Source organism: Vibrio sp. 1641 (genome assembly GCF_033339995.1).
In the GTDB taxonomy this organism is placed as follows: domain Bacteria; phylum Pseudomonadota; class Gammaproteobacteria; order Enterobacterales; family Vibrionaceae; genus Vibrio; species Vibrio alginolyticus.
Genome location: NZ_JAWOVP010000003.1, coordinates 71,370 through 83,704 on the forward strand (window position 1 = coordinate 71,370; position 12,335 = coordinate 83,704).

The following is a 12,335-nucleotide window of genomic DNA, read 5'->3' on the forward strand; positions in this document are numbered from 1 at the left end:
TCATTTCGCTCAATAATAGTTCTATAACAAATTCAATAATTTAAAGCGGGAGGCGTAATGAGAATATTCTGGCAGCTACGTTGGTATTTCCAACAAAAGTGGAGGCACTATGTCGGATCCATTCTGCTTTTCGCTGTGATATCAGCACTACAGCTTGTTCCGCCCAAAGCAGTTGGCATCATCGTTGATGGCGTCGTAGACAACACTTTAGATACAAATACGCTGATTCTATGGCTCTCAGGGTTAACTGTACTGATCTTTACTATTTATGGGTGTCGCATCTTATGGCGAATTTGGCTTTTCGGCGCAAGCTGGGAGCTCGGGACCATTCTACGTAACCGTCTATATAGGCATTTATCGACACAGCCACCTCGTTTTTTTGAACGTTACAAGACGGGGGATCTGATGGCTCGTGGCACTAATGATGTGCGTAATATCGTTATGACAGCCGGCGAAGGGGTTTTAACCGCCGCAGACTCTTTGATCACTGGTATTGCGGTTTTAATCATTATGCTAACGCAAGTAAGCTGGAAGCTCACCGTAATGGCGCTTCTTCCAATGCCATTTCTTGCCATCATCATCTTCTTTATTGTGCGTATCCTACATCAACGCTTTCGTGTCGCTCAGGAAGCCTTTTCTACCATGTCAGACATGACACAAGAGTCACTTAATGGCGTGCGAATGCTGCGTGCTTTCGGATTAGAAAACCAAGAACAGCAACGTTTTGAAGAGGTTGTGGATGATACTGGCGAGAAGAACATCGCTGTCGCAAGAGTCGATGCTAGATTTGACCCGGCAATTCAGTTAACCATCGGTCTTTCTTTCCTTCTTAGTGTCGCTGCTGGTGCTTACCTTGTTGATAAAGGTGAGATCACGCTTGGTGATCTGACCGCATTTACGATGTATTTAGGGTTGATGATATGGCCGATGCTGGCATTCGCATTCCTATTTAACATTTTAGAAAGAGGCTCTGCCGCATGGAACCGACTACAAGAGATCTTTGATGAAAAGCCAGAAATTATCAGTGGTAATAAGCCAATAGAAAATAAACCACTTCCGTTAAAAATTGATATCGACGATTTCCACTGGTCTAGTGATTTACCGCCCGCTTTGACGGAAGTAAACATCGAACTTGAACCCGGAAAAATGTTGGGAGTTGCAGGGCCTGTAGGAAGCGGAAAATCGACCCTGTTAACACTACTTTTGCGTCAACATGATTTAGAAAACGGCTCAATTAAATTCGGTGATGTCGAGATCAAGGATGCCCTACTTCCACAGTGGCGAAACCGCTTTGCTGTCGTTAACCAAAGTCCGTTTCTATTCTCCAAATCTATCTTCGACAATATTGCCTTAGGCAACCCTAATGCAGAGAAAGAAGAAGTCTATAGAGCAGCAAAGTTAGCCTGTATACATGACGATATTGAGAAGTTTCCTGAAGGCTACCAAACAGAAGTTGGTGAAAAAGGCATTACACTCTCCGGCGGGCAAAAACAACGTATTGCGATAGCACGCGCTATGCTGCTGAATGCCCAAGTGTTGGTTTTGGACGATGCACTTTCCGCTGTTGATGGACGGACCGAACATCAAATCCTTAAGAATTTGGAAACACACTACCGTGATCAAGCCCTAATCGTTATTGCACACCGCCTCACCGCATTGGAAGCAGCAGACGAGATCATTGTCTTGAATCACGGCCACATTACTGAACGTGGGCAACATAGCGCTTTATTAGCGCATCAGGGATGGTACGCCGAAATGTTCGAATACCAAAAACTAGAACAGGCGATGGAGGAATAATGCATGAACCAGACCAGCACGTTTAAACGGTTAATGTCTTACCCATTATCTCAACCAAAGCCAATGATTAAAGGACTCGCCTTGCTGTTTATTGCAGCGTTAGCTAGCGCCGGCGGCCCTTGGTTGATTCAATATTTCATTGATGAGCACATCGCTAAAGGTGACTATTCACAAAATGTTCTGATTTCGCTAGCAGTAGGTTATATCGCTCTTCAGATCGTATCGGCAACATTCCAGTATTTTCAGTCATTGCAATTTAGCATTGTCGCGGCTAACACGATCAAAGCGATTCGTAAGCAAGTATTTTCTGGCGTGATTAAGCAGCCGTTATCTGCGTTTGATTACACTCCTGCTGGAAAATTGGTGTCGCGAATCACCAACGATACGGAATCTTTACAGCAATTTTATGAGCTTTTGATCGCGACCGTGGTGAAAAACGTGGTCATGATTGTCGTAATGCTTGGCGTTATGTTTTTCATGAGCTGGAAGCTCACACTCGTTGTGCTTGTATTGCTGCCGATCGTCATCGGCTTTATGTACTTGTTTAAGCAGCTAAGTACAGAAAGCTACCGAAAGATGCGTGACCTATTGACCGATATAAATGCGAATCTGAGTGAATCCATTCAAGGGATGAGTGTCATTCAATTAATGCAACAAGAAGAGCGTTTTAATAAACAGTTCAACGAGCTAACCGCAGAGCATCTGGTGGCATCTAAACGAGTGATTCGGCTAAACGGCTATCTGCTAAGACCATTAATGGACTTACTCGCTGGTCTTGCGTTGCTTTGCTTGGTTGCGATCTTTGGTTTTAATGGTATTGAGTTGATTGGTGTGGGGGTACTGTATGCATTTATCAGTTATCTTGCGCGAGTTACTGAACCACTAATTGAGATGACTCAGCAACTTGCTCTACTTCAGCAGGCGTTAGTATCAAGCGAACGTGTTTTTGAATTGATTGATGCGAAAGAACAAACTTACGGGGGCGATCATCAACCATTAAGGTCAGGTGCTATCGAACTTAAAGACCTCACATTTAGCTACGATGGTAAACAGGACGCCCTAAAAGACATTTCGTTGAAGGCCAACCACCAAGACTTTATCGCGCTTGTCGGGCATACAGGAAGCGGTAAAAGCACCTTAGCGTCACTGTTAATGGGCTTTTATCCAACTCAATGTGGTGAACTGCTCATAGATGGTCGTCCACTTAAAACATTAGGGAAAGACGTACTTCGCAAAGATGTGGCAATGGTTCAACAAGATCCACATATTCTCCCTGCTTCAGTCAGAGAAAACATCTCTCTCAGTCGGGCGGTTGATGACAATCAAATATGGGATGCGTTAGACAAGGTAGGTTTGGCAGAACAAATTCATCGTTACCCTAACGGGCTAGACACGCAGTTAGGTCAAGGCGAAACTAATTTATCTGCAGGTCAGAAACAGCTTTTGGCGTTAGCACGTGTGCTTGTGGTAAAACCTAAGGTATTGATATTAGATGAAGCAACCGCAAATATTGACTCAGGAACAGAGGCTTTAATCCAAAAGAGCTTGGCGGTACTCAGACAAGACATGACGCTCGTTGTTATTGCTCATCGGCTGTCAACTATCCTAGATGCAGACCAAATCATTGTTCTTCATCATGGGGAGTTAGTCGAGAAAGGCACACACAAAGCACTCTTAACGCAAAATGGTCGTTATGCTCAAATGTATCAGTTACAGCAAGCAAACCGACACCTACAACAGATTGAAGAAGACACCAAGCAACTCGAAGAAGCGGTGTGATTTTATGCCCGTGCCTTCTTTTATTTAGTCGGCATGGGCATAATTGGTGTAACTTCAAAATTTAGCCTTGTAAGCTTCCAATTTCTTCATAATGTGAACTAATTTTCTATTTCTTACCTATTATTGACATAACCCCTCGCTATATCACGCAAGGTCGTTGTAAAATCGTACGGTACTTAAGTCTACTGCCTGTGGCATTGGGCTGAATTCCGCTTTCTAATTATGCACATTAATCTCATGACACAAGTCCATGGACAAAGATAAGTTTACTAACATCTATCGCTTGCCTGGTTCGATTCAAATTCGTATCGGTAAATGGCAAAAGACGTTCCGCGGCACCTCTGATTTAGTTTTACATCAGGCGCTAATGGAGCGTAATAAGCAATTTAAGAAGCCAGACTTTTTACCTAAAGGCTGGTGTGTCACTCCTATTGATGAAAACGACATTACCATTACGCATCACGGTAAATATATCCAAACCGTTATGCGCACAATGCTGGACAGAAAGGTCTCATACAAGCGACTGTTCCTATCTCGAATGAGTCTCGAAGATGGTGAAAAAGTGCTCCACAATTACAAGCTGGAGTGGGTAAGAAAACATAACCAGATCGCCAAAAAGTACAATCAAATTAAAAAGAAACAATATATGAACTTTGCAAGAGAAGAAGAGGAAACCCTCTACCCTTCGATTCCAAAGGGTGAGTTTGACAAAACATTATGGAACAAACTTGTCGTATCATCGTTTGGCCCGCAGAAAAAGTACAAAAACCCGCACTTTGTCCGTAAAGCCGATTTCTAAATAAACACCCCTAAAGTGAGGGGTGTTTATTTATACGTTAACTCACCAGTCGTAAGTTAAACTTGCAATAACATTTTGTCGGTCGCCATACCAACAAAAGCCATCACATGTCGCTATGTACTTTTTATCCGCGATGTTTTTAGCTGCGACTTGTAGCTTGTAATCGCCGATTCGATAACTGACCGTCGCATCCATTAAGAAATAACTTGGTACTTTTAGTCTCTCTTCATTGTCTCCGTATGACTCACCTGTATAGCGCGCGCCTAAGCCAACAGCAAAGCCATCAAGAGGTCCATCAAAGAAACGATAATGTGCCCAAGCTGATGATACGGTATTCGCCACTTGGGAAGGTGTTTTGCCAACCCATGCCTTATTGATGTCTTCTTTTATCTCTGCATCAACGTACGCAATGTTCCCGATCAATGTTAAGGATGGTGTCACATTAGCTACAGCTTCAAACTCAACGCCGTTATTTTCTATTTTTCCTATTTGCGTTAATTCACTCAAGTAGATACGAGCCAAGTTTTCTTTTGTTGCCCGATACGTTGCAATATTGAAATAACCATCAAATGAATCCGGTTGGTATTTCATACCGATTTCAAATTGATCACCGCTTTCAGGCTTCGCTGGCTTACCATTGCTGTCTTCTTGAATAATTGGATCAAAGTACTGAGAGTAACTAAAGTATGGCGTGAAGCCAGAATCAGAAATATAAGCCGTTCCCACGCTAAACGTCCACTCTCCATTATCGACTTTCGTGCGAGCACCCGTGGTAACATTATGTACTTCATTACTTGTATCGTCGTAACGTGCGCCCAATAACATCGCCCATTTATCGTTGATCAGCATATGATCTTGAAAGTAGACGCCGAGCTGCTGATTATCGATTTTCGTTCTTTGCTTATCGGTTTCGCTCAATGGTTGTAGCGTATTCGGATCGAGTAACATTATGTTATCCGAATAAGTAGGATTAAATACATTAAACCTAGGATCGGGCAAAGCTCCCATTGGTGTGTTTAATAATGCATTACCATTAGCAACTATAGGGTCATTGGCAAAATCTTTACCATCGATACTGATCATTTGAAAATCTATGCCCAACATCAAGTTATGCTCAACACTTCCCCAATTTACTTGGTGCATCAAACGATTATCGATATTAAAAGCATCAGATGACCCATCTTCTGTTGAAGCACCCCGAAGTATGGTTTTGCGTTCATTTGATGGGTCCAAAGCCGGCCCCAACGCAGGCACGTCAGCCGAGTAAACGTACGAATACATTTGTCTTAGCTTAACATCCATTTCGCTGTAACGAGCTGCTTGAACAAATGAAGTGGTATCATTAAATGCATGAGAAAACTCATAGCCTAAAGACACCTGCTCACGCTCAAACGTCTCCCAGTTAGGATTGCCTATCGCTAAACTATCACTGATCTTTCCATTTTTGTTTGGCGTTAACGTTCCTTCAACTGGCAAAAATTGCAGATAAGGATCTGAGTCGTCTTTTTGATAGCTCGTTAGAAAGGTAATTTCAGACGTCTCATTAAATTTGTACGTCATCGATGGAGAGAGAAGAATGCGCTCTGCTTCTACCCCACTAATTCTCGTCCCATTTTTTCTCGCTAACCCTTGAAAGCGGAAAGCTAGCTGCTCACTCACCTCAGAGTTTACGTCAAGAGAAAGTTGTTTACGGTCTTCAGAACCGTACTCCAAAGATACAAGTCCTGACCCCCCATCAAATTGAGGTCGCTTACTGACAACATTGATGACCCCACCAGGAGGGTTTTGCCCATAAAGAACAGACGCTGCACCACGTAAAACTTCAACCCTCTCTAACGCAAACGGATCTATTTGCCAACTATAGAAGCCAGAAGAATATAAACGGGTACCATCTTGATACAACCCACTGTTCGCCTGTTTAAAACCACGAATAATAAACCAATCTTGCTTGTTATCTTCGCCGAAATAATTAGTTTGAATGCTTGGTGTGTACTGTAGTGCGTCAGAAATGCTAATAGAGGCACGATCATCCATTTGCTCTCGCGTAACAACAGACACCGCTCTTGGAGTCTCATTGATGGCAATATCAGTTTTCGTCGCTGCCCGACTCTTCGCTCCGAGATAACTAAAATCTGGACCAACTGCACTGTCTTGCTGCTGTCCAATCACAACTATATTTTCATCTTCCTGAGCCAAGACATTTGGCGTTGATACAGCTAATACAACCGCCATCGACGTTGGTGTCAGCATAAACTGCCGAGTCATATTCTCTCCTTTTTGTCGGCAGCCAAACCAACCCTTCATGACTTCAGCGACCGCTGAAAGAAAAGCGAGTTACGGCATCGCCAGTTGTTTCCGTAAAAGACAAACCAGAGGTTTTGCATAAAGCACTCGCATAGGTTACGAATGCCACTACGAGTGCTTATTTGTATAAGTACTTTCTTGGTTGAGGCTTAGCTCATTTCTATAAGCGGCGTAAACCCCACATTAAATACAAACCGCCAATGAGAGACGCCATAAGCCCTGTTGGTATTTCTTGCGGGTAAAGGACCTGTCGTCCCAACCAATCAGCCAACAACATCACCCCTGCCCCCAGTATCGCGGCGCATAACATGTGTTGTGACGCTTTGTTAAAACCAAATAAGCGAGCTAAATGCGGAGCCAACAACCCAACAAAGCTAATCGGACCAACAACCAATGTCGCACTGACCGTGAGACAAGCAACTAAAAGAAGCAGTGTTGCGCGTGAACGATCAACTCGAATTCCAAGCGCTTTAGAGGAAGCGGCACCGACAGGAAGAATATCTAGCCATCTTACGCAGAGAAAACTCAACCCTATAAAGACAAGCGCAGATAAAGACAACGGGAGTAACGTTTCAACCGAGACATAGTAGGTAGACCCTGACAACCAAGCCAATGCTTGATAACTTCTTGGGTCACCAGTGGCTAGAATAAAGCTCTGTATTGCATTCATCAGTGCGGTTATCGCAATACCAGTCAACAAAATACGCTCCGGCTGAAAGCCTGATTTACGGTTTAGCAGCACAATGACTAATACCGTCGCTAATGCACCTACGAGCCCGCCTAGAGAAAGAGTGAAAATTGACGAACCAAACCCAGTAAACATCGCGATGATCAATCCCATCGCTGTCCCTGAACTGATACCGATCACTTCAGGACTTGCCATTGGGTTTCCACTTAGGCGTTGAATCATGGTTCCAGCAATCGCTAACATTGCCCCCGCAATTGCTGCTGCAAATAATCTAGGTGCGCGCCACTCCAAAAAAATCCAATTTTGGCTAGAAAATAAGTTTGCCCACCCTTCATTTTGCACAGCAACCGTGGCAAAAAGAACAACAGAAATTAACGTGCCGATCAACGCCAATGAGATCGCTTTAGGGTTTAGCTTGTAAACATGTTCACGATGTCGAGTTAACACTGTTTGAGTATGGCCCTGCGTCTTTTGTGATAAGCGAGGTAACAGCCATAACAGTAGCGGAGCGCCCAATGCAGCCGTTGCTGCTCCCGTTGGTATAAAACTCGCCATTAGCCCTGGCAGTTGCTGAATAACCAAATCGGTTAAAGTCAATAACATGGCACCAATCAGCATTGATACCCAAAGCTTATGCTGGATTTTATTGATATCTATCAATCGAGTAATCGCTGGCGCCGCTAACCCGATGAAACCGATGATTCCTACCGCAGAAACCACCCAAGAAGTGATTAACACCGCAAGCCCAAGACAGACAAAACGCAACTTAGCTAACGAGACACCTAAACTCTTGGCACCTTGCTCGGAGAGTTCCAACAGACTTAACGGCTTTGCAATCACAAATGCAATGATCGTAGCAAGTGCGATTCGAGGGGCAAGATACGAGAAATCTCCCCATCCACTCTGAACAAGCGAACCGGCTCCCCATATCATTAACCCATTCAGCTTTTCGGTATTCATCATCAGAATAACCGTACTTAATGATGCAAAGTACAGGTTTATCACTAACCCAGAAACGACGACAACCGTTGGAGATAACGCTCGTCGCCATGACAACAGCATCACCAACCCCATCGATATCACACCGCCGATGAGAGCAACCAAATTAGGCGCGATATCCAACATCCAAGGTGCGAATAGCGTAGCTAACATCAAAGCAAAACTTGAACCGCTCGCCACACCAAGTGTCGTGGGTGAAGCGAGAGGGTTACGCAGCACTTGCTGCATCAATACCCCAGCAACCGCTAATCCAGCACCAGATATAATCGTGGTGAAGACTCGAGGCCACCAGCTAAAGTGAAGTAAAACAGAATCGATAGATTGAAAGTTAGGCTCCCATAAACTGCTTAGAGCTAACGAAAATGAGCTTACTTGGTACAATTGGAAAGCACCAATAGAAAAGGTAAATGCCGAAAGTAACACCACAAAGCTTAAAGGCATCGTTTTCATTGTGTTAACTCCTCGACCTTACTCGCCGTAACTAACTCTGCGAAACGGAGGGCTGAAGGCATAGAACCAAAACTCCAAACGGGCGCGACTTGCATGACCTTTTCACCAGATTGTTGAACAACATATTGCCAAAATGGGTCTTGAGAGAGCTGCTCCGCTCCACCATAAGGTAATGGCTCTACGATAACGATTTGAGCTTTTATGCCAGCTAACTTGTCGATGCCAACTAGGCTGAAGCCCCAGCTATTCGTCTTTTCATTCCATGCATTACTCAGCCCAATCTTTTCGATAGCCTGGGAGTAAAGACTATTTTGACCAAAAACACGTACGTGCTTTGTATCCATAAACTGAATCATTAGAAGTGGCGGCTGGCCTTTATTTATACGCTGTTTTAATAAAGACAAACGTTTTTCATATTGTTGGATAAGCGCCTCTGCTTCCGCCTCTCTTCCCAGCTCTTCACCAAACCTCCGAGTGAAACTGGTAAGTACCGACCAATCCGTAATCCCGCTTTCATATAAGTCAATGGTGGTAACCGGGGCGATATCAACTAAGCGATGCTTCATTGAGGAGAAGTACGGGGCAATAAAAATACGATCAGGTCTGAGCTCGTAAATGCGCTCTATATTGGGTTGAGTTCTTAACCCTACATCCTTCGTTTGAGGTGGTAACGGTGGCGATTTTACCCAAGCATCGTAATCTTGCCCTTGAGCAACGCCTACAGGTACGACCCCTAACGCCAACATCGTTTCAGTTTGTGTCCAATCAACCGACATCACCCGAGGTGATGCGTCAGCTAGTGCTTGAAAAGAACTGACCAAAAGCGCACTAAGTGAGAGAGCGAAAGAGAAGTGTTTAAGTCGAGTGTTTGTACTGCTCATTATTCCAACCTTTAGCTTGGCATCGCCACCGGATAACCCGCAGGGTGGTCAGAGATCATCATCTCTATCCCATATATGTCCCTCAACTTAGGTTCAGTAAACACCTGTTCAACATTGCCTTGTGCAATCAAATCACCTTGATGTAATGCAACGATGTAGTCGCAAAATCGTGCAGCCAAGTTGATATCGTGTAATACGATAATAACGCCCAAACCCAGTTCTTGACTGAGTTTAGAGATAAGCTTCAACATATCTACTTGATGGCTGATATCTAGCGCAGACAAAGGCTCATCAAGAAGCAAATACTCGGTTTTTTGGGCTAACAGCATAGCTAGCCACACACGTTGACGCTCTCCTCCAGATAACGTGTCCACTAAGCGATCTGCGTATTTTAGTGTGCCTGTCATCGCCATTGCTTCTTCAACAATGTCGTGATCTTTCTTACTCAAACGTCCAAGTAAACCATGCCATGGATAACGACCAAAACCGACTAAATCTCGACCTAAAATACTGTCGGTCACCGGAAGATGCTGAGGCAAGTAGGCAATATGTTGGGCGAATTTTTTCGCTGAGAGATCGTTAATGCTCGTTCCATACAGAACCACGTCACCAGCTGTGTATTGCTGTTGCTGTGCCAGCAACTTTAACAATGTGGATTTTCCTGAACCATTGTGTCCAACAAGGGCGTATGTTTTTCCGGGTTCAAATGTCACATCAAACGCTTTTAGCAATGACTTGCCTTCAATCTCAAACTGGAGTGCTTTAGCTTCCAACATCCCTACTTCACCTAATAGCCATTTACGAATAACAGTTATTCAAAGCTCTCATTCGTTGATCACGTTTGCCGTTCTTATTCAACAGAACGATTAATAAGGGAGGTTTTATATAACAACAAAGATACAAATGCAAACCGTTGTCATTATCATTACATCAACAAGATCATTGAGAGAATTGCTAAGTGTTAGTGATAATTTGCTCTGCTGAACTTCATTAGTAAATTATAGGCAGGTCAACGAGAGCAGCGGTCTCCCACTGCTCTCGCATAAATTTGAACGAATACTGCAGCGTATGAAGAAATGAAAAATGCCGCAGTGAATACATTAATGACGAGCGTCAGCGCCAAACTCTACTTCTTTATAGATATCGGCCAGCGACTTTTTACCTTGTTTGTCTTTGGCTGAACGCTTTTTCTTAGTTTGATAATGGTATTCTTGCTCCTGAAGTGCTTGTTCGTGCTCTTTTGCTGACTCAACAAACTCAGGATTTGCAAGTGCTTGTTGGCGTAAGCGGTTTACTCTTTCAAGGGTTTCCCACAACATACTTCACCTCCAAACTTATTACTGTATATAAAAACAGTATTGTTTAAATATTCCTCCTCGTCAACATTTCAACTCCTTTACTGATCTTCACATCAGCCCCAAGCCTGTATAGTGCTCGGGATATTTGTGGATGATTTGCTTTATATAACCTTGATGCTCTCGCAGAGCATTAACACATTCTCGAGATAACCATCCCTGATATACCCATTTTTCAAGCTCTAACAATGCGTATGGGATGGACCACGCTTGTCTATACGGATGGTGCGTCGTCATAAAATCAAAGGCATTTGCAGCAGCCGTAATTTGCGCGGCGATTGGTATATCGTCACTGGTTAAACCATACGGATAACCAGTGCCATTTAAGTTTTCGTACTGATAAGTAACCATCTGCAAAAACAAAGTCACACTCGGGTGAACCGGATTTCCGATACGGGCAACTATGTCATCAGCTGAATCGATACAACGCTCAATATGTTGAATCAATATCGCCTCTTGTTCTTGAGAGTAATTTGTTCGACGGCTAGCAATTTCAACTGGCAGCTGACTATCACTGAGCGAATGGAACTGAGCAAATATACCAATATCTTCGACCATTTCGTCATTCAGGTGATAACGATCCGCTAACTGCGTTGCGATAATTTGACTGTAGTACTTCATGCGTTTGGTATGCGCGTAATACTCAGGTGAATAGCCTGGCATCATACATTGCATTCGGTTCGCTAGCGTTTCTATCGCATTGACTACTTGAGTTTCTGATTCAACCGCAAATCGAATCATTTCGAAATAAGGTTTAAGACCATTCAGCGCTTCTAAACTAAACGCATCACGTTGAGTGGAGTTCAAAAATACAAAACCAGTAAAAGCTTTATTGTCATAACAAGGAATAGCAGCCGACGACTGATATCCGTGTTTGAGTAAAATTTGAACCCGAGGACAGTGCTTAATATCATGAAGGTCTTCGACGATACGAGGAACCGCGTTTTTAGAGGCAATATTGAGGTGGTGGAGTTTACGGAATGCTGATTCGTGATGGGCTAAACACCAAGTGTCGAACTCACTTTCTGCAAATGATTTGAGCACATCTTGGTCTGGGTGATATTTTGCAAATGACACCCTATCAATACATGGCAAGTGCGCCTGCATCCTGCCTTTTAGCGTTTGCAGTTGCTCGTTAAGCGGTTTTGCAAACGGGTAAAAACTCCGGTGCGCCATGCTTCACCTCCACACCAAAGCAGAGAAACAAGAAAAGCTCATTGTGTTGCAAATTCAATGGTCTTTTGAGCGGTTTTCTCCACTTAAATTATCGATATACCACAACT

At 43.6% G+C, this 12,335-nt stretch carries 9 protein-coding genes; 3 read left to right on the forward strand and 6 right to left on the reverse strand.

Going from position 1 to position 12,335, the window contains the following annotated elements; all coding sequences use genetic code 11:
• Positions 1 to 57: 57 nt before the first annotated feature.
• The 3 genes from R7Z47_RS08185 (at position 58) to R7Z47_RS08195 (ending at position 4,375) form a co-directional block, all read left to right on the forward strand.
• Positions 58 to 1,797 (forward strand): ABC transporter transmembrane domain-containing protein, encoded by a 1,740-nt coding sequence (locus tag R7Z47_RS08185; protein ID WP_262606558.1) that lies wholly within the window; start codon positions 58 to 60, stop codon positions 1,795 to 1,797.
• 3 nt (positions 1,798 to 1,800) lie between these two features.
• Positions 1,801 to 3,576 carry an ABC transporter transmembrane domain-containing protein gene (locus tag R7Z47_RS08190; RefSeq protein ID WP_167415186.1) on the forward strand — a complete coding sequence of 592 codons (1,776 nt, stop codon included), beginning with the start codon at positions 1,801 to 1,803 and terminating at the stop codon, positions 3,574 to 3,576.
• 250 nt (positions 3,577 to 3,826) lie between these two features.
• On the forward strand, positions 3,827 to 4,375 hold the full coding sequence (locus tag R7Z47_RS08195; protein ID WP_005377712.1) for a hypothetical protein: 549 nt from the start codon (positions 3,827 to 3,829) through the stop codon (positions 4,373 to 4,375).
• Positions 4,376 to 4,417: 42 nt separating this feature from the next.
• Here R7Z47_RS08195 and R7Z47_RS08200 read toward each other — a convergent pair whose 3' ends face one another.
• From R7Z47_RS08200 to R7Z47_RS08225, 6 genes are all read right to left on the reverse strand, one after another.
• Positions 4,418 to 6,640, reverse strand: coding sequence for a TonB-dependent siderophore receptor (locus R7Z47_RS08200; RefSeq protein WP_158173868.1), 2,223 nt, complete (start codon positions 6,638 to 6,640; stop codon positions 4,418 to 4,420).
• Positions 6,641 to 6,839: 199 nt separating this feature from the next.
• Entirely contained in the window at positions 6,840 to 8,816 is a 1,977-nt protein-coding gene (gene fhuB, locus R7Z47_RS08205) for a Fe(3+)-hydroxamate ABC transporter permease FhuB (protein ID WP_167415185.1), read from the reverse strand.
• Positions 8,813 to 9,697, reverse strand: a complete 885-nt coding sequence (locus tag R7Z47_RS08210; RefSeq protein ID WP_005377718.1) for an iron-siderophore ABC transporter substrate-binding protein — start codon at positions 9,695 to 9,697, stop codon at positions 8,813 to 8,815. The genes fhuB and R7Z47_RS08210 overlap by 4 nt, the downstream gene beginning before the upstream one ends.
• An 11-nt stretch (positions 9,698 to 9,708) precedes the next feature.
• Positions 9,709 to 10,473 carry an ABC transporter ATP-binding protein gene (locus R7Z47_RS08215; RefSeq protein ID WP_167415184.1) on the reverse strand — a complete coding sequence of 255 codons (765 nt, stop codon included), beginning with the start codon at positions 10,471 to 10,473 and terminating at the stop codon, positions 9,709 to 9,711.
• A gap of 324 nt (positions 10,474 to 10,797) precedes the next feature.
• Positions 10,798 to 11,016, reverse strand: a complete 219-nt coding sequence (locus R7Z47_RS08220) for a hypothetical protein (RefSeq protein WP_005377723.1) — start codon at positions 11,014 to 11,016, stop codon at positions 10,798 to 10,800.
• 87 nt (positions 11,017 to 11,103) lie between these two features.
• Positions 11,104 to 12,228 (reverse strand): HD-GYP domain-containing protein, encoded by a 1,125-nt coding sequence (locus tag R7Z47_RS08225; protein WP_005389082.1) that lies wholly within the window; start codon positions 12,226 to 12,228, stop codon positions 11,104 to 11,106.
• Positions 12,229 to 12,335: the final 107 nt, after the last annotated feature.

Coding starts and splice junctions, on each gene's coding strand:
- R7Z47_RS08215 (WP_167415184.1), bottom strand. CDS start 10,473: ATGTTGGAAGCTAAAGCACTCCAGTTTGAGATTGAAGGCAAGTCATTG.
- R7Z47_RS08190 (WP_167415186.1), top strand. CDS start 1,801: ATGAACCAGACCAGCACGTTTAAACGGTTAATGTCTTACCCATTATCT.
- fhuB (WP_167415185.1), bottom strand. CDS start 8,816: ATGAAAACGATGCCTTTAAGCTTTGTGGTGTTACTTTCGGCATTTACC.
- R7Z47_RS08220 (WP_005377723.1), bottom strand. CDS start 11,016: ATGTTGTGGGAAACCCTTGAAAGAGTAAACCGCTTACGCCAACAAGCA.
- R7Z47_RS08200 (WP_158173868.1), bottom strand. CDS start 6,640: ATGACTCGGCAGTTTATGCTGACACCAACGTCGATGGCGGTTGTATTA.
- R7Z47_RS08225 (WP_005389082.1), bottom strand. CDS start 12,228: ATGGCGCACCGGAGTTTTTACCCGTTTGCAAAACCGCTTAACGAGCAA.
- R7Z47_RS08195 (WP_005377712.1), top strand. CDS start 3,827: ATGGACAAAGATAAGTTTACTAACATCTATCGCTTGCCTGGTTCGATT.
- R7Z47_RS08185 (WP_262606558.1), top strand. CDS start 58: ATGAGAATATTCTGGCAGCTACGTTGGTATTTCCAACAAAAGTGGAGG.
- R7Z47_RS08210 (WP_005377718.1), bottom strand. CDS start 9,697: ATGAGCAGTACAAACACTCGACTTAAACACTTCTCTTTCGCTCTCTCA.